Here is a 16,710-nt window from a genome sequence, read left to right as displayed (position 1 = left end):
AACAGGCTTCAGTCCATCGGCGCGAGATGGCGAGGCAGGTAGAGATGTATACAGGTGCCTTGCTCAGGCATCGAATCGATCTGCAGCTGCCCGCCTGACTGACGCATGAAGCCATAAGCCATCGACAGCCCCAGGCCACTTCCTTGGCCCATGGGCTTGGTGGTGAAGAAGGGGTCGATGGCGCGCTCGGCCACTTGCGGCGGCATGCCCAGGCCATTGTCGGTAACGCTCAGGTGCAGGTATTCACCCGCGCGCAGGTCCAGTGCGGTGGCTTGTTGGTGATCCAGGTCGGTGTTTTCGCAGTCGATGCGTATGCGGCCGCCCGTGGGCATGGCGTCGCGGGCGTTGAAGCAGAGATTGAGCAGTGCGCTCTCCAACTGTGCTGCGTCGATGCAGGTCAGCCACAAGTCGGGAGCGCAATGGGTCTGCAATTCGATGCTTGCTCCCACGCTACGTCGTACCAGCTCGTCGAGGGTGTCGAGCAGTTCTCCGACATGGGTCGGCTGCGGCTGCAGGGTCTGTCTGCGGGCAAAGGCCAGCAGGCGCTGCACCAGCGAGGCGGCGCGTCGGGCCGAAGTTCCGGCGATATCGACCAAGGGCGGCAGCGCGTCGAAACGTTGCTGCCGCAGGCGCAGGCGCATCAACTCCTGCGCACCGAGGATGGCCGCCAGCAGGTTGTTGAAGTCATGGGCGATGCCGCCGGTCAGCTGGCCCAGCAACTCCATCTTCTGCGCCTGGCGCAGCGCTTCCTCGGCCAACAGCAGGCGCTGTTGCTCCTGGACTCTGTCGCTGATGTCATAGGCAAACAGGTAGGCGCCGACGATCCGCCCTTCGGCGTCGCGCAGCGGATTGAAGTGCAGTTCGTAGGAACGTCGGCAATTGATCGAACCGAAATCGGCAACCTCCATGAATGCCTCGCCCGAAAGCGCCCGATGCCAGAAAGGAAGTACCTGGGAGCAGTCTTCCGGGTGTTGGCTCAGGATATCCGGCAGCAGTTCGCCCACTTCGGGCGTACGCGCAAAGAGCGATTCGAAATCCATCCTGGCCTGCTGGTTGATTGCCAGGCAACGAAGCTGGCTATCGACCACTTGCACGCGCGCCACGCTGTTGTCGACCAAATGGGCGAACAGCCTGCGCTCGGACAACGCCTCGGCCACGCGTTGCTCGAGCTGTTCGTTGAGCCGCTGCAAGGCCTTTTCGGCACGTCGGCGCTCGGTCACGTCCTGGAACAGCACCGCGACCTGGTGCCGCGCGGCGGGCTCGATGCGAAAGCTGGTCACCGAGAGCACGCGTCCCGTGGCGATCAGTTCCTGTTCGAACTGCAGCGGCTCGCCGGTCTCCAGCACCGCGCCATAGCGGGCGATCCAGTCGTCGGCCTCGGCCGGGACCATCTCGCGCAGCGTCTGACCGATCACGTCGGGAATGCCGGCATGGCGAGTGTAGGCGGCATTGGCGGTTACATGGGTGTAGTCGCTCAGCGGACCGTGAGGCCCATCGAAGAACTCGATGACGCAAAAGCCTTCGTCCATGGTGTCGAACAAGAAACGATAGAGGTCTTCGTCCACGCCATCGCGGCGGGCCAGGCGCGTCTCAAGCTCGGCATTGCGTTGTTCCAGGTCCCTCAGTTGCTGACGCAGGGATTCGAGTTCGCTCGACGGCATGAACACTTCCGGCGGTGGGTCAAGCCGCAACTGTAGCCTGCCAGGCGGGCTGCGGCTAGAAAGAACGCACGATACGCCCCAGGGTTTCCATTGCCTGCTCCGCGCCTGGGTGCCAGGGGCTGCCGTAGTTCAGGCGGATGCAGTTGCCAAAACCCCGGGTCGGCGAAAAGATCGGCCCCGGAGCAATGCTGATCCCTTGGGCCAGGGCCATGCGGAACAGCTTGAGCGAATCCATCTGTTCGGGCAGTTCCAGCCACAGGAAGTAGCCGCCAGAGGGTTGGCTGACGCGAGTCTGTTCGGGAAAATAGCGGGCGATGGCGCCGAGCATGGCCGATTGCTGCTCTTCCAGGGCATAGCGCAGCTTGCGCAAGTGACGGTCGAAGCCGCCGTGCTGCAGATAGTCGGCGATGGCGGCCTGGGCAGGCATGGAGGCACAGAGCGAGGTCATCAGCTTGAGCCGTTCGATCTTCTGGGCGAAACGCCCGGCGGCAACCCAACCGATTCGGTACCCCGGCGCCAGGCTCTTGGCGAAGGAGCCGCAGTGCATGACCAGGCCATCGGTGTCGAATGCCTTGGCGGGCTTCGGCGCCTGCGCCGAGTAATAGAGTTCGGCGTAGACATCGTCTTCGATCAAGGGCACCTGGTGGCGCCGCAACAGCTCGACCAGCTCCTGCTTCTTGGCTTCGGGCATGCTGGCCCCTACCGGGTTCTGGAAGTTGGTCATGCTCCACACGGCCTTGACCGGGTGTTTCTCCAAGGTCTGGGCCAGGATACCGAGGTCCATGCCTTCGCGCGGGTGGACAGGAATTTCCACCGCCTTGAGCTTGAGACGCTCCAATACCTGCAGGCAGGCATAGAAAGCCGGCGCCTCGATGGCCACCAGGTCGCCAGGCTGCGTGACCGCCTGCAAGCACAGGTTCAGGGCTTCCAGGGCGCCATTGGTGATCAGCAGCTCTTCCATCGGCAGCATCAGCCCGCCGACCATGTAGCGCAGGGCGATCTGGCGCCGTAGTTGCGGATTGCCGGGCGACAGGTCGGTGACCACCATGCGCGGGTCCATGCCGCGGCCGGCACTGGCCAGAGAGCGCGACAGGCGCTGCAGGGGGAACAGGCTGGGGCTGGGGAAGGCGGAGCCGAACGGAATGGTTTGCGGATCCTTCATCGATTCGAGAATGGAAAACACCAGCGCGCTGACGTCCACCTCGGTGGAGACGTTGACCGGTACATGGGCCTGGGGCTCGTTGAACTGCCGCGACGCGTGGGTATTGACGAAATAACCTGAGCGCGGCCGCGCACGGATCAGGCCGCGACGTTCCAGCAGGTAATAGGCCTGGAATACCGTGGAAGGGCTGACCCCATGTGTCTGGCTGGCGTAGCGTACCGAAGGCACGCGCTGGCCAGGGCCCAGTACACCGGAGCGAATCAGTTCGGCAATGTCGTCGGCGAAGCGTTCGTAGCGTTTCATCAGGGCTCGAGAAGCAGGGGGAAGGGCATGCCGGTCAGTTAAGGACAATTCAATCACATGCTGGCGCTTGCATGACAGCTCTAGAACTTTTGTGAGGCTGGCGGCTTATCGCGGGACTAGCCCGCTGGCCACCGGCGCACGGTTTAGCTAGTCCCCATCCCCGGTGGCGAGCGGGCTTGCCCCCGCGATAGGCCGTCAGCTTCAAGAAGAATCCAGAAGCCGAAGGCTAATCTTCAGCATGTGAAACCGAATTTGTCCTTACCTGACCGGCATTAGGGAAAAGGTGACTGGGCGCTCGTTGGGCTCGCCGGGACCACGATTACCGAAGACCACGGTTCAGCACGAGAACCCCGCCACTATGGCGCTCCATCTGTTTCGTGAACAGCCTCAGGTCGAGGGACAAAAACCGTATCAGATGGTCCTCGCCCGGTAGCCGCGCCCGTTGCAGGCGCCTTTGCCGTTGCTCAGATCACCGAACCTGGCGTACTGGCTTTCAGATGTCTGCGACTGTCCACGGCGCCGGCGACCGTCAGTGCATCCGCTTCCGCCTAGGTGATGGGCAGGCGCTGCTCGCCGAGCACCGCGATCGACATGCGCAGGTCTTCATCGGTCATGATCTCGATGTCGGACCCAGCAGCTTCCTGCCGCAGATGGTCGCCAATCAAGGTGCAGCGTCGGGTGCTCTCGTCGATTTCGATTGGCATGGCAGTATCACTCCAGGTCATGGGATCTGAAACTGTGACCGCGATGACGTCAGGATTGCTGCATCGCAGCGCTCGATGGATTGCACCGCACTTGCAAGCCGCCCAAAGGTCCATGTCATATCGAGAACAGAAACAAGGAAGGCTTGCATGGATTATTGGCAGAGAATTCTGCTGACGGCACAGTCGGAATTTGCCGACATTACCGATGTGGAAGAGGTGACCCGGATCACCGTGCGTCTGCTGATGGCGGCGTTTCTGGGCGCGGTTCTGGGCTTCGAACGCGAGCACAAGGGCAAGTCGGCGGGCGTGCGTACGCACATGCTGGTGTCCGTGGGAGCTGCATTGTTCGTGCTTGCTCCTAGCATGGCCGGGGCAGAGGCGGATGCCTTGAGCCGCGTCATTCAGGGAATTGTCGCGGGTATCGGTTTCCTGGGGGCCGGGACCATTCTCAAAGGCAATGGGCTCGATCCGAGCAATGTCAGGGGACTGACGACCGCGGCCGGCTTGTGGATGACGGCAGCCATCGGGACGGCGGCGGGCATGGGGCGAGAGGCGACTGCGTTGATCAGCACCTTGCTGGCCCTGCTGGTACTGAGCAGCATGCCGTGGGTGGTAGAGAAGATCGAAGGGCAGGAAGGCCGAACGAGAGAAGAGGGCGAGGATACAAAGCACTGAGGGGAGCCTAAGCTCCCCTCAAAGCGTTTCGCCTGCTCTTTCTTGTTATTGTGAGACTGCCCTGTTGTTGTTTTTGTCGGCTGCCTCGGTACCGCAAGGGGCCCCTATCCGGGGCCAAGAGCAAAGGTATTTTTTTGAGCGCTGATCTGCCTTCATCGAGATCGATCCAACCTTGACCGTCACTACCTCGGGGTAGTCTTGTTGTTCTGCGTCAGGTTGCGGGGCATGCCCCTGAAAAGCATATCTACTTCAAAAAAATCTATTTGCTGCGTCTCTGCCGTGTTGTTCTTGTTATGTCAGAGCCGGTATCTGTTGTTTTTATTGGGGTGTCACGTTTTTTTGTTCTTGTTGTACGAGAGATAGAGCATACCCCGTGCCAACTTTGAAAAATCCTTATTAATCAACCTGTTATCTGTTTCATGGATTTTTGTCTCGAGGTAAAGTCAATGAATTTGTTTCCCTGATACCCGATTTCTGGGACGGGGTGCGAGCGCGGTAACACTCACGCCCACACTGGCATGACAGTCTGATTACGCGGATGCCGTCCGCGCGCGCGCCACGCGTGAACCGTTGGGGCGCTCGAGCAGGTTACTGATGCGTTGGCCAGCGGCGATGAGGCGGTCAAGGTCGATCCCGGTTTCGATGCCCAGCCCTTGCATGAGATAGACCACGTCTTCCGTGGCGACGTTACCCGTCGCGCCTTTGGCATACGGACAGCCGCCCAGGCCCGCCACCGAACTGTCGAAGACCCGAATGCCTTCCAGCAGGCCGGCATAGACATTGGCCAGCGCCTGCCCGTAGGTGTCATGAAAGTGCCCGGCCAGCGACTCCCTGGGTACATGGGCGGCGACCACGTCGAACAGGCGGCGAGTATCGCCAGCAGTGCCCATGCCGGTGGTATCGCCCAGAGACACCTCGTAGCAGCCCATTTCGCGCAATGCCCGAGCCACGGGCGCTACCTGCTCGGCAGCGACTCTGCCCTCATAAGGGCAGCCCAGCACACAGGACACATACCCGCGTACGCGAACCCCATGTGCCCTGGCGGCTGCCATGATCGGCTCGAAGCGCTCGAGGCTTTCGCCGATGGAGCAGTTGATGTTGCGTTGCGAGAACGTCTCCGAGGCCGCGGCGAATACCGCCACTTCCTTCACCCCCGCCGCCAGGGCGTCTTCGAACCCGCGCAGGTTGGGGGCAAGGGCCGCGTAGGTGACACCGGCGCGCTGGGCAATCCGAGCGAAGACATCAGTGGATCCGGCCATCTGCGGCACCCATTTGGGTGAGACGAAACTGCCGACTTCGATGTAGGACAACCCGGCCTCGCTGAGGTCATCGACCAGGCGCACCTTGTCCTCGACGCTGATGGGTCGGGCTTCGTTCTGCAATCCGTCGCGTGGGCCGACTTCGACCATGCGAACTGTCTTGGGCAATGACATGTAAGTTTCCTGTGCGGGCTCAGAGAGAGGTTTTGGCGTGTTCCAGGGTGGCCGCGAGCGCCTGCTCGCAACGTTCCTGGGCGGTGTCGAGCTCCAGTTGCATCTGCTGGATGTCGAGCAACTGCTGCTCCAGTTGCAGGCGCCGCTCGGTAATCTTCGCCAGCATGCTGTGCAGCTGTTTGAGATTGCCGCTGCTGGGGTCGTACAGCTCGATCAGTTCCCGGCACTCGGCCAGGGAAAAACCGATGCGCTTGCCCCGCAGGATCAGCTTCAGGCTGACCTTATCGCGTGCCGAATAGATCCGTTCCAGTCCTCGACGCTCGGGGCTCAGCAGGCCTTGTTCCTCATAGAAGCGGATGGCCCGTGTGGTGATGTCCAGTTCGCGGGATAGGTCGGAAATGCTGTAGGTCTGGCTGCTCATGTCAAGGCTCGGGCGTAGGAATGGCCTAACCTAAGGGGTGCTTTCCGTATACGTCAAGCACCAGTAAGGTTGCCGAACACGCTTACCTGGACAGGGCGCCTGTTCAGTCGCCGCGCTCGCGGCGAAAAGCATTGGGCGTTTGTCCGGCAAGTCGCTTGAAGAAGCGCGAGAAATAGGTCGCGTCGCTGAAACCCAGGTAGTCGGAAAGCTGGCTGATGCTCATGCGGGTGTAGATGAGATTGCGCCGGGCTTCGAGCAGCAAGCGCTGGTGGACGACCTGCAACGCCGTCTGCCCGGTCAGTTGACGGCACAAGGCATTGAGCTGAACGCTGGAGACCCCGAGCCTGGTGGCGAAGGTTTCCACTGACAGATGCTCACGGTAATGCGCTTCGACCAGCCGCAGATAGCGGCTGATCAGCTGTTGCTCCCGCTCGTTGCGATTACGCGGACGGTGGCCGACCTGCTGGCGGCGGCTCATCCAGACCATCAGCGTGGTCATCAACGATTGCAGCATCAGGGCCCGGCCCGGCGCGTGCCCCTGATACTCCCGGTGCAGGGTGTCCACCAGGGTATGCAAGGCGCGGCGGTCTGCCTCCAATGGATAACTGGCGGCACGACCCAGCACGGTCAGCGGTGCGCCAAGATGTTTTTCGAGGTCGGCGACGAGCGCTGTACCAAAGGTCAGCACGTGGCCCTGGATATCGGCGCTGAAGTGAAAGCCATGCACGGCCAGCGGCGGGACGACCTGGATGGTTGCCTCGCTGATCGTGCTGCGCTGGCCCTCTATCTCGACCTGCGCATGGCCGCGTCGCACATAGAGCAGCTGGAACAGCTCGGCATGCCGATGGGCCTTGATTTCCCAATGGTGCAAGCGGCTTCGCGCCGAGATCGACTCGCAGTGCAGCAGGTCGGTGCCGGGCCAGGCCTGGTTTTCACCATAGAGCTGGAACAGAGGAACGCCGTTGAAAGTTGGGGTCATCGCTGGAGCTGCCTGGCCGGTAATCGAACGAAATTTGCAAAAGTGCAATTAATGCATCGGATATCACACTTTTTGCCCATGAATTGCCAGTAAAAATGCAGGGGAAACCTAACAGCGGATGCTCGCCTCTGTCATGGAGCGGGCCACTGCCCACTAGAGACAAAAATAATGAAGACTCAGGTTGCAATCATCGGAGCAGGTCCTTCCGGGCTGCTGCTTGGCCAGCTGTTGCAGCAGGCTGGTATCGAAACGGTCATCGTCGAGCGTCAGGCGCCCGACTACATACTTGGCCGCATCCGCGCGGGCGTGCTGGAGCAGGGCACCGTGGACCTGCTTCGCGAGGCAGGTGTCGCCGCGCGAATGGATGCCGAAGGACTGGTCCACGAAGGGGTCGAGTTGCTGGTCGACGGCAAGCGCCTGCGCCTGGACCTCAAGGCCTTGACCGGGGGCAAGACCGTCATGGTCTATGGGCAGACCGAAGTCACCCGTGACCTGATGCAGGCGCGCCAAGCCAGCGGCGCCCCGACCATCTACTGTGCCAAGGATGTCCGGCCACATGACCTCCAGGGCGAACATCCCTACCTGACCTACGAGAAAGACGGCGAGCAGCATCGCATCGATTGTGACTACATCGCCGGTTGCGACGGTTTTCACGGGGTATCGCGGCAGAGCATCCCGGCAGGGGTACTGCGCGAGTACGAGCGCGTCTACCCGTTCGGCTGGCTCGGGCTGTTGTCCGACACCTCACCGGTCAACCATGAGTTGATCTACGGCCAGCATTCACGCGGTTTCGTGTTGTGCAGCCAACGTTCCCTGACGCGCAGTCGCTATTACTTGCAAGTGCCGCTGGACGACCGTGTCGAGGCGTGGAGCGACCAGCGTTTCTGGGACGAGCTCAAGGCGCGCTTGCCGGCGGATATCGCCGCGGACCTGGTGACGGGCCCCGCGCTCGAAAAGAGCATCGCCCCGCTGCGCAGCCACGTGGTAGAGCCCATGCAGTACGGGCGGCTGTTCCTGCTCGGCGACGCGGCCCATATCGTCCCGCCCACGGGTGCCAAAGGGCTCAACCTGGCGGCTTCGGACGTCAATTACCTGTATCGCATCCTGCTCAAGGTCTACCGAGAAGGGCGCCTGGACCTGCTCGACCAATACTCGTCGCTGGCCTTGCGCCGAGTCTGGAAGGGCGAACGCTTCAGCTGGTTCATGACCAACCTGCTGCATGATTTCGGCGAGCACAAGGATGCCTGGGACCAGAAGATGCAAGAAGCGGATCGGGAATATTTCCTGACTTCGCCCGCGGGCCTGCTCAACATTGCCGAAAACTACGTGGGGTTGCCGTTCGAAGCGGTGGAGTGAGGCCCAGGCAACGGTTGCCCGGGCCGGGGTCGCGTGCTAGAACGCTGGATGATCCTTCCACCCTCGTAGACCGGCCCCTCCCAGCTTGAAGACAAACAGAGCCTTGTTCGACCTTGACCTGCTTCGCGCCATCGTCGTGGTGGCCGATTGCGGCAGCTTCACCACGGCGGCGGCGCGCCTGCATTCCACCCAGTCCACCATCAGCCAGAAGGTCAGGCGCCTGGAGGACATGGTTGGGCACCGCTTGCTGGTGCGGGGCAACCGGGACGTGCTGCCGACCGATGCCGGGCAGACCTTGCTGGGTTATGCCCGGCACATGCTGGCGCTCAACGACCAGATGCTCGAGGCCCTGGCAGGCGCCATGGTGGGTGTCACGGTCCGGCTTGGCGTCCCGGAGGATTTTGTCGGCGGGGCGACCACCCATGCCTTGTCGGTCTTCAGCCGCCATCATCCGCAGGCCAAGCTGGAGGTCACCAGCGGGCTATGTCGCGACCTCAGTCAAGCCTATGACAATGGCGAGCTTGACCTGGTCCTGCTCAAGCAGCGGCGCAACGGCCGTGATGGCGTCGCCAGCTGGCCGGAGCAGTTGCAATGGATCGACAGCGCCCGGGCACCGGCCTTCGAGCTCGACCCCATTCCCCTGGTGACCTTTCCGCCCCGCGGGCTCTACCGCGAAGACATCATCAGCGCCATCGAAGGCATGGGACGGCGCTGGCGCATCAGCTTTACCAGTTCCAGTCTCAGCGGCATCCAGGCCGCGGTGGCCGACGGCATGGGCGTCAGCCTGCTGCCACCCCGTGCGGCCACCGCCGAGCACCGTGTCCTTGGGCACGCCCAGGGGTTGCCCGCGGTGGACAGCTACGAAATCGTCATCGTCCACCGGCCTGCGGCAGGGGAGATGGTCAAGGCACTGGCCGGAGTGCTGACAGGCTTGATGGCGACGGATCAGCGGTAGTCTTGAAGGTGGGGGGCTGGCGGGAGGGCGATGAGTGGCAGGAGATTGCGTGAGGGGGCAGGCGCGAGCCGTTGAATCTTTAGCGCTCTTGAGGTCGAGCGCCGCCCGCGCGGCGCTTCGCGCGGTGTCTGTCGATAAATCTTTAGCGCTCTTGAAATCGAGCGCCGCCTGCGCGGCGCTTCGCGCGGTGTCTGTCGATAAATCTTTAGCGCCCTTGAGATCGAGCGCCGCCCGCGCGGCGCTTCGCGAGTAAACTCGCTCCCACATTTGTTGCAACGTGCCATGGCCTGTGAGATTGGAGTTGTCAGCCTTGGTACATGGCTAAAGGCTGTATCAAGGCTGTTTTTGCCACCTCATTATCCTTGTCTCCAAACAAAGGCTAAGACCTCGGTCTGTCAGGCCATGGCACGGTGCAACAAATGTGGGAGCGAGTTTACTCGCGAAGCGCCGCGCGGGCGGCGCTCGATCTCAAGGGCGCCGAAGATCCAACGCCATGCACCCGGCGACGCGACACAATGTCGCCATCACTCGATCACAGGCAGGCCTGTCATCCGCTCGATCAACGCCCACAACCGCGAATCGTTGAAATCCTCGATCACCAAGTCCGCGCCCGCCTCGAGCAGCCGATCTGCCGGCTGGGTGGTAGCCAGGGCCACCGTGTGTATCCCGGCCCCATGGGCGGCTGCGACGCCGGGCAGGGAATCCTCGAACGCCAGGGCCTGGTCGGCTGAAGCCCCAAGACGTTGCAGGCCGGTCAGGTAGGGCAGCGGATCAGGTTTGGAGCGGGCCAGTTCGTCGGCCACCAGCACATGCTCGAATCGCTGCGCAAGGTCCATGGCCGCCAGCATGTGCTCGGCATTGTCACGCGGGGCATTGGTTACCACGCACATGCCGATGGCCCGGTCACGGGCATGGTCGAGCAGTCGCAGTAGCCCTGGCATCGGCTCCAGGGAAGGAGACAGCACTCGGAACAGCGCTTCCTTGCGCTTGGCCAACGCCTGGCGGCGGGTTGGATCAAGGTCTGGGAAGAGATCCGCGAACAGTGCGGCATTGGCGCGCCCGCTGATCCGTTCGTTGAATTCGGCCTGGCTCAGGCTGCGGCCGTCCTCATCCTTGAGCAACTGGCGGAAAGCCTGCAAATGCAGGGTATCGGTGTCGGTCATGGTTCCATCGAGATCGAACAACAAAGCAGTCAGCATCGGGCATCCATTGGGCAAGAAACAAAAACACGGTCGATGATAACCAATATGCATGACCAGAGGGCTGGTCAGTGTGCTTCAAAAAGAGTACAAATGTGCTCCATGGACAGATTAACCCCCAAACGCCGCGCCATTCTCGACTTCATCCGTGAACGCATTGCCGATCATGGCCAACCGCCAAGCCTGGCCGATATCGCCCAGCGCTTCGGTTTTGCCTCGCGCAGTGTCGCGCGCAAGCACATTACGGCCTTGTGTGCCGCCGGCTTTATCGACGTGACGCCCAACCAGGCCCGTGGCATCCGCCTCGCCGAACCCATCCGGCGTCCCGAGGTGCTCGAGCTGGCCGTACTGGGCCGCGTCGCCGCCGGCGCGCCGATCGGGCCCGACCTGGACATCCACGAGCAGTTGCTGGTGGACCCGAGCCTGTTTCGGCGCACCCCGGACTACCTGCTCAAGGTGCGTGGCGACTCGATGATCGGCGACGGCATCTTCGACGGCGACCTGGTCGGCATTCTCCAGCAGGGAGAGGCGCGTGACGGTCAGATCATCGTCGCCCGGCTCGATGGCGAGGTCACCATCAAGCGCCTGCAACGCGTCGACAACGGATACCAACTGTTGTCCCGCAACCCGGCCTATGCCCCCATCGACGTCCATCCAGGACATGACTTCGTGATCGAAGGCGTGTTCTGCGGCCTCCTGAGGCGCGAATGAAGGGCGCGGTAGTCGACCTCGACGGCCTGCTCGACCAGCGTCGGATCTGGCGCGCGCGGCAAGCCCCGGCCCGGGCGCTCGGTCTGCAGCCCACCGGTCATGCTCGGCTTGACGAGGCCCTGCCCGAAGGCGGTTGGCCGGCATCGGCACTCACTGAGTTGCTCCTGGCCAGCCCAGGCTGCGGCGAGCTGCAACTGCTCTGGCCAAGCCTCGCGCGCCTGACGGGCGAAGGCGGGCGAGTGGTACTGGTGGCGCCTCCCTTCATCCCCTATGCGCCGGCCTGGCAGGCGGCGGGCGTGGATTTGCGCTGGTTGGTCAAGGTCGACGCCAACCCTCTCGATGCCCTGTGGGCCGCCGAGCAATGCTTGCGCTCCGGCAGCTGCGCCGCTGTCCTGTGCTGGCCGGAGCGGGCAGACGACCGCGCCTTGCGGCGCTTGCAGGTCGCCGCCGAGACCGGCCAGGCGCTGGCGTTCGCTTGTCGGCCACAACAGGCATCGATGAACCCTTCGCCGGCAGCGCTGCGGATTGCGGTCGATACCCGTCCGGCGCAGTGGCGGGTACTCAAGTGCCGTGGCGGCCTGCCGCCGAGCGCACCCGTCGCCCACTTCGGACTGGAATGAGCGCTCATGCTCTGGGCGTGCATCCTGTTGCCACAACTGGCGCTCGACACCGCGCTGCGCACCCGTGCCGATCCCGACTTGCCGTTGGTGCTGCTGGGCGGACCTGCCCAGCGGCGTGTCGTGCAGGCGATCAACCTTGCCGCGGCCGAGCTCGGCTTGCGCGCCGGACAGACGCTCAATGCCGCCCGCGCCTTGGCCGACGGTTTCAGTTGTGTCGAGGCTGACCCTGCCCGGATCGAGCAGGTAGAACAGTTGCTCGCGGCCTGGGCCTATCGATACAGCGCCCAGGTCAGCCGACACTATCCCAGGGCGTTGCTCATGGAGGTCGGCTCCAGCCTGCAATTGTTCGGGCCCTGGCCCGTGCTCGAAGCGCGCCTGCGTCAGGAACTGACCGCGCTGGGGCTTCGTCACCGTATCGTTCTGGCGTGCAACCCGGTCGCCGCGCGCATGCTTGCCAACGCCCATGACGGGCTGGCTGTCCTTGACCAGGAAGATACCCGGCTGGCGTTGGCGCGCATGCCGATCGACCGGCTGGGCTTGCCCAGAGAGGCGGCCGATGCTTTTGCGCGCATGGGCTTGCGCCACCTCGCGCAGGTACTGGCCTTGCCTCGCGATGCCCTGGCTCGGCGGTTTGCCGCTCAGGTCCAGCTGCATCTGGACCAGTTGCTGGGCCTGCGCAGCCTGGGCCTGACCTTCTACCAGCCACCCGATCACTTCGAGGCACGCCTGGCGTTGAATTTCGATGTCGAGTCGCATCAGGCGTTGCTGTTCCCGCTGCGTCGCCTGGTCAACGATCTGGCGGCTTTCCTGGCGGGCCGCGATTGTGGCGTGCAGCGGTTCGCCGTGCACCTGGAACATGGGGAACACGCTGACAGCGTGGCCATGGTCGGCCTTCTTGCCGCGGAACGCGATCCCACGGTGCTCTTCGAGCTGGCGCGTGGACGGTTGGAGGCCCTGAAGATTCCTGCGCCCGTGCGCAACCTGTGCTTGCGCGCCGACGATCTGCCTCCCTTCGTTCCCCGGCATCAAGCCCTTTTCGACGCGCGCCGCCAACAGTCGCAACCTTGGGAGCAATTGCGCGAGCGTCTGCGCGCCCGCCTGGGTGACGAAGCGGTACGCAGCCTGGTGGCACTGGCCGACCATCGTCCCGAACATGCCTGGCTGGCGGCAGATCAAGGTGGGGCGGGCATCCTCCAGGTCGCGCGCGGAAGCCGCCCCGGCTGGCTGCTGTCGCAGCCTCAGCCTCTGACCGAGCAGAGCCTGCGCCTGTTGGGCCGGGCCGAGCGGATCGAGTCCGGCTGGTGGGATGGCGGCGATGTGCGCCGCGACTACTACCGCATCGAAACCCGCGAAGGCCTGCAGGGTTGGGCCTTTCGCGACCTGGGCGAGCCGGGTCCCTTGTGGCTGCAGGGTTGGTTCGCATGACGACCCCGGGCTACGCCGAATTGCATTGTGTGTCCAATTTCAGCTTCCAGCGTGGCGCCTCCAGCGCCGACGAGTTGTTTCGTCGCGCCCGCCAGCACGGCTACCAGGCCCTGGCCATCACCGACGAGTGCACGCTGGCCGGTATCGTTCGAGCCTGGCAGGCCGCCAAGGAACACCAGCTACGACTGCTCGTTGGCAGCGAAGTCCGCTTGCGAGACGGCCCGCGACTGGTATTGCTGGTCGAGAACCTCAGGGGTTACCAGAGCCTGTGCGCGTTGATCACCCGCGCACGGCGTCGAGCAGAGAAGGGCGAGTACCAACTGCTGTCGGCCGATCTCGAGGCGCACCGTGAGGGCCTGCTGGCCTTGTGGATCCCGGACGATCCGCTGGATTCGACCCCAGGCGACTGGCTCAAGTCGCTGTTCCCGGAACGCCTGTGGCTGGCCGTGCACTTGCATCGCGGTACCGATGACGAGGCGCGTCTGGCTCGCCTGCTCGGCCTGGCGGGTCGAATCGGCATACGCGCGGTGGGATGCGGCGACGTACATATGCACGCCCGGGGTCGCCGGGCCTTGCAGGACTGCATGACGGCGATCCATCGGCATTGCACCGTGGCTCAGGCGGGCCGCTACCTGTTCGCCAATGGCGAACGCCATCTGCGGCCTCTGGCACAGCTCGCCGAGCTTTACCCGGGCGAGTTGCTCGCCGAAAGCCTGGTCATCGCCCAACGCTGCCGCTTCGACCTTTCCGAGCTCAAGTACGAGTACCCGTGCGAGCTGGTGCCTGATGGCCATACGCCTACCAGTTGGCTGCGTCACTTGTGCGAGCGTCATTTGCCGGAACGCTGGCCCCAAGGCGCCAGCCAAGCCGTGCGCGGACTGCTGGACAAAGAGCTGTCGTTGATCGAAGAGCTGCGTTACGAAAGCTACTTCCTTACCGTGCATGACATCGTCCGCTTTGCCCGAAGCCGTCATATCCTGTGTCAGGGGCGAGGATCGGCGGCCAATTCGGTGGTGTGTTTCGTGCTTGGGATCACCGAGCTCGACCCCATGCAGACCAAGCTGCTGTTCGAGCGTTTCCTGTCTCGAGAGCGTGACGAGCCGCCAGACATCGATGTGGACTTCGAGCATCATCGCCGCGAGGAAGTGATCCAGTACGTGTTCCACCGCTATGGTCGCCACCGGGCAGCCCTGACGGCGGTGGTCAGTACCTACCATGCTGCGGGCGCCGTGCGCGATGTGGCGCGGGCGCTGGGATTGCCCAACGACCAGGTCGATGCCCTGGCCAAATGCTGCGGACGCTGGAGCGACCGGATTCCCGACGAGCGGCAACTGGCCGAAGCCGGTTTCGATGCCCTGGGTCCCTCGTTGCGCCGCATCCTGGTGCTGGCCGGGGAACTGGTAGGCTTCCCGCGTCACCTTTCGCAGCATCCGGGCGGTTTCGTCATCTCCGAGCAGCCGCTCGACCAGCTGGTTCCGGTCGAGAACGCGGCCATGCAGGATCGCACGGTGATCCAGTGGGACAAGGACGACCTCGACATGGTCGGCCTGCTCAAGGTCGACGTGCTTGCCTTGGGCATGCTCAGCGCCTTGCGGCGTTGCTTCGATCTGATCGAGCGCCATCGCGGCCGGCGATTGACCTTGGCGACCATCCCCGCGGAAGATCCCGCGACCTACGCGATGATCGGCCAGGCACAGACCATCGGTGTCTTCCAGATCGAGTCGCGCGCACAGATGGCCATGCTGCCCAGGCTCAAGCCCAAGACCTTCTACGACCTGGTGATCGAAGTGGCGATCGTCCGTCCGGGGCCGATCCAGGGCGACATGGTTCATCCCTACCTGCGTCGGCGCTTGGGAGAGGAACCGGTGACCTATCCCTCGCCTGCGCTCGAGGCGGTGTTCAAGCGCACGCTCGGCGTTCCGCTGTTTCAGGAGCAGGTGATGGAGCTGGCCATGGTCGCCGCCGACTACAGTCCGGGTGAAGCCGACCAGTTGCGCCGCAGCATGGCTGCCTGGAAACGCACGGGCGGGCTCGAACCTCATCGCCAGCGGCTGATCCAGGGCATGTTGCGCAATGGCTATGACAGCGCTTTCGCCGAGCGCATCTTCGAGCAGATCAAGGGATTCGGCAGCTATGGTTTTCCCGAGTCCCACGCCGCCAGCTTTGCCTTGCTGACCTATGCCAGCAGCTGGCTCAAGTGCCATGAGCCGGCGATCTTCACCTGCGCCCTGGTCAACAGCTGGCCCATGGGTTTCTACAGCCCGGACCAGCTATTGCAGGAGGCCAGACGCCAGGGCATCGAGGTGCGCCCGGTCGATGTCTTCGAGAGCGAGTGGGATTGCACCCTGGAGCCGGTGGGTGAACAGGCACTGGCCATCCGTATCGGCTTGCGCCAGATCCGAGGCTTTGCCGAGGTCGATGCACGGCGCCTTGAGCAGGCGAGGGCGCAGCGACCCTGGCGAGATATCGAGGACCTGTGCCTGCGCGCGGGGCTGGACTCGCGCGCCCGCGCCCGTCTGGCGGATGCCGGCGCCCTGCGAGCCCTGGCCCGTGATCGCCACCAGGCACGCTGGCAGGTCGCTGCGGTACACGCGCAATTGCCCCTGTTCTCACAAGTCGAGGCCTTGCCCGAGGCCGCCGTGGATTTGCCTGCGCCAAGCGTCGGTGAAGATCTGGCTGCCGATTACGCCATGCTGGGCACCACCTTGGGTCCACATCCCCTGAACCTGCTGCGCTCGCGCCTGAAGGCGCTGGGCTGCCGCAGTTCGGCCGAACTGGCTGCGGCCGAACATGGCGATACGGTCAGCCTTGCGGGCCTGGTGGTGGGGCGCCAGCGCCCGCAAACCGCCAGCGGTGTCACCTTCGTGACCCTCGAGGACGAGTTCGGCATGGTCAACGTGGTGGTCTGGCGCGACCTCGCCGAGCGCCAACGGCGAACCCTGGTGGGTTCACGGTTGATGAAGGTGCGGGGGCGCCTGGAGTACGAGAGCGGTGTGTGCCACCTGATCGCTCGCCGACTGGAGGACATCAGCCAGCTGCTCGAGGGGCTCGATGTGCGCAGCCGGGATTTCCACTGACCGCGCGTTTCGATGGGGGCGCCGGGTAG

Annotated in this window: 13 protein-coding genes and 1 pseudogene; 7 read left to right on the top strand and 7 right to left on the bottom strand. The window is 63.6% G+C overall.

Annotation, left to right across the window (positions count from 1 at the left end; all coding sequences use genetic code 11):
• Positions 1 to 8 precede the first annotated feature (8 nt).
• From G7009_RS13470 to G7009_RS13460, 3 genes and pseudogenes are all read right to left on the bottom strand, one after another.
• Entirely contained in the window at positions 9 to 1,661 is a 1,653-nt protein-coding gene (locus tag G7009_RS13470) for a hybrid sensor histidine kinase/response regulator (protein ID WP_181130560.1), read from the bottom strand.
• A gap of 55 nt (positions 1,662 to 1,716) precedes the next feature.
• Complete coding sequence (gene mapR, locus G7009_RS13465; protein ID WP_181130559.1) at positions 1,717 to 3,126, bottom strand: GntR family transcriptional regulator MpaR; 1,410 nt, start codon at positions 3,124 to 3,126, stop codon at positions 1,717 to 1,719.
• Between the two features lie 464 nt (positions 3,127 to 3,590).
• A pseudogene (locus tag G7009_RS13460) lies at positions 3,591 to 3,830 on the bottom strand (DUF3203 family protein).
• Positions 3,831 to 3,977: 147 nt separating this feature from the next.
• On the opposite strand from G7009_RS13460, the gene G7009_RS13455 reads away from it, so the two are divergent.
• A complete protein-coding gene (locus G7009_RS13455; protein WP_181130558.1) occupies positions 3,978 to 4,505 on the top strand; it encodes an MgtC/SapB family protein in 528 nt (175 codons plus the stop codon).
• A 530-nt stretch (positions 4,506 to 5,035) separates the two neighbouring features.
• Here the strand turns inward: G7009_RS13455 and G7009_RS13450 are convergent.
• The 3 genes from G7009_RS13450 to G7009_RS13440 all read right to left on the bottom strand — a co-directional run bounded on the left by G7009_RS13450 (position 5,036) and on the right by G7009_RS13440 (position 7,338).
• Positions 5,036 to 5,938 (bottom strand): hydroxymethylglutaryl-CoA lyase, encoded by a 903-nt coding sequence (locus G7009_RS13450; protein ID WP_181130557.1) that lies wholly within the window; start codon positions 5,936 to 5,938, stop codon positions 5,036 to 5,038.
• A 19-nt stretch (positions 5,939 to 5,957) separates the two neighbouring features.
• Positions 5,958 to 6,359, bottom strand: coding sequence for a MerR family transcriptional regulator (locus G7009_RS13445; RefSeq protein WP_181130556.1), 402 nt, complete (start codon positions 6,357 to 6,359; stop codon positions 5,958 to 5,960).
• Between the two features lie 103 nt (positions 6,360 to 6,462).
• Positions 6,463 to 7,338: a helix-turn-helix domain-containing protein gene (locus G7009_RS13440; RefSeq protein ID WP_181130555.1), complete on the bottom strand. Its 876-nt coding sequence runs from the start codon at positions 7,336 to 7,338 to the stop codon at positions 6,463 to 6,465.
• A gap of 168 nt (positions 7,339 to 7,506) precedes the next feature.
• On the opposite strand from G7009_RS13440, the gene pobA reads away from it, so the two are divergent.
• Both pobA and G7009_RS13430 read left to right on the top strand, forming a co-directional pair.
• The gene (gene pobA / locus G7009_RS13435; protein ID WP_181130554.1) at positions 7,507 to 8,694 is read left to right on the top strand and encodes a 4-hydroxybenzoate 3-monooxygenase; all 1,188 of its coding nucleotides are present in this window, start codon (positions 7,507 to 7,509) and stop codon (positions 8,692 to 8,694) included.
• An 85-nt stretch (positions 8,695 to 8,779) separates the two neighbouring features.
• Positions 8,780 to 9,649, top strand: a complete 870-nt coding sequence (locus G7009_RS13430; RefSeq protein WP_181130553.1) for a LysR substrate-binding domain-containing protein — start codon at positions 8,780 to 8,782, stop codon at positions 9,647 to 9,649.
• A gap of 524 nt (positions 9,650 to 10,173) precedes the next feature.
• Here G7009_RS13430 and G7009_RS13425 read toward each other — a convergent pair.
• Entirely contained in the window at positions 10,174 to 10,848 is a 675-nt protein-coding gene (locus G7009_RS13425; protein ID WP_181130552.1) for an HAD family hydrolase, read from the bottom strand.
• 102 nt (positions 10,849 to 10,950) lie between these two features.
• Between G7009_RS13425 and lexA the strand changes: the two genes are divergently transcribed.
• From lexA to G7009_RS13405, 4 genes are read left to right on the top strand one after another with little or no spacing between them, the layout of a single operon-like run.
• The gene (gene lexA / locus G7009_RS13420) at positions 10,951 to 11,559 is read left to right on the top strand and encodes a transcriptional repressor LexA (RefSeq protein ID WP_445677111.1); all 609 of its coding nucleotides are present in this window, start codon (positions 10,951 to 10,953) and stop codon (positions 11,557 to 11,559) included.
• Entirely contained in the window at positions 11,556 to 12,179 is a 624-nt protein-coding gene (gene imuA, locus G7009_RS13415) for a translesion DNA synthesis-associated protein ImuA (RefSeq protein ID WP_181130550.1), read from the top strand. The genes lexA and imuA overlap by 4 nt, the downstream gene beginning before the upstream one ends.
• Before the next feature lie 6 nt (positions 12,180 to 12,185).
• Positions 12,186 to 13,604, top strand: a complete 1,419-nt coding sequence (locus G7009_RS13410) for a Y-family DNA polymerase (RefSeq protein WP_181130549.1) — start codon at positions 12,186 to 12,188, stop codon at positions 13,602 to 13,604.
• The gene (locus G7009_RS13405) at positions 13,601 to 16,681 is read left to right on the top strand and encodes an error-prone DNA polymerase (protein WP_181130548.1); all 3,081 of its coding nucleotides are present in this window, start codon (positions 13,601 to 13,603) and stop codon (positions 16,679 to 16,681) included. Before G7009_RS13410 ends, G7009_RS13405 begins: the two co-directional genes overlap by 4 nt.
• Positions 16,682 to 16,710: the final 29 nt, after the last annotated feature.

It is taken from the genome of Pseudomonas capeferrum (assembly GCF_013523055.1).
Taxonomy (GTDB): Bacteria; Pseudomonadota; Gammaproteobacteria; order Pseudomonadales; family Pseudomonadaceae; genus Aquipseudomonas; species Aquipseudomonas capeferrum_A.
Note: the sequence above shows the minus strand (reverse complement) of the source record. Positions and strands in the feature narration are given on the sequence as shown.

Bases quoted from the DNA above. Each gene is read 5' to 3' on its own strand.
- G7009_RS13470 (WP_181130560.1), bottom strand. From the start codon at position 1,661: ATGCCGTCGAGCGAACTCGAATCCCTGCGTCAGCAACTGAGGGACCTG.
- mapR (WP_181130559.1), bottom strand. From the start codon at position 3,126: ATGAAACGCTACGAACGCTTCGCCGACGACATTGCCGAACTGATTCGC.
- G7009_RS13455 (WP_181130558.1), top strand. From the start codon at position 3,978: ATGGATTATTGGCAGAGAATTCTGCTGACGGCACAGTCGGAATTTGCC.
- G7009_RS13450 (WP_181130557.1), bottom strand. From the start codon at position 5,938: ATGTCATTGCCCAAGACAGTTCGCATGGTCGAAGTCGGCCCACGCGAC.
- G7009_RS13445 (WP_181130556.1), bottom strand. From the start codon at position 6,359: ATGAGCAGCCAGACCTACAGCATTTCCGACCTATCCCGCGAACTGGAC.
- G7009_RS13440 (WP_181130555.1), bottom strand. From the start codon at position 7,338: ATGACCCCAACTTTCAACGGCGTTCCTCTGTTCCAGCTCTATGGTGAA.
- pobA (WP_181130554.1), top strand. From the start codon at position 7,507: ATGAAGACTCAGGTTGCAATCATCGGAGCAGGTCCTTCCGGGCTGCTG.
- G7009_RS13425 (WP_181130552.1), bottom strand. From the start codon at position 10,848: ATGCTGACTGCTTTGTTGTTCGATCTCGATGGAACCATGACCGACACC.
- lexA (WP_445677111.1), top strand. From the start codon at position 10,951: ATGGACAGATTAACCCCCAAACGCCGCGCCATTCTCGACTTCATCCGT.
- imuA (WP_181130550.1), top strand. From the start codon at position 11,556: ATGAAGGGCGCGGTAGTCGACCTCGACGGCCTGCTCGACCAGCGTCGG.
- G7009_RS13410 (WP_181130549.1), top strand. From the start codon at position 12,186: ATGCTCTGGGCGTGCATCCTGTTGCCACAACTGGCGCTCGACACCGCG.
- G7009_RS13405 (WP_181130548.1), top strand. From the start codon at position 13,601: ATGACGACCCCGGGCTACGCCGAATTGCATTGTGTGTCCAATTTCAGC.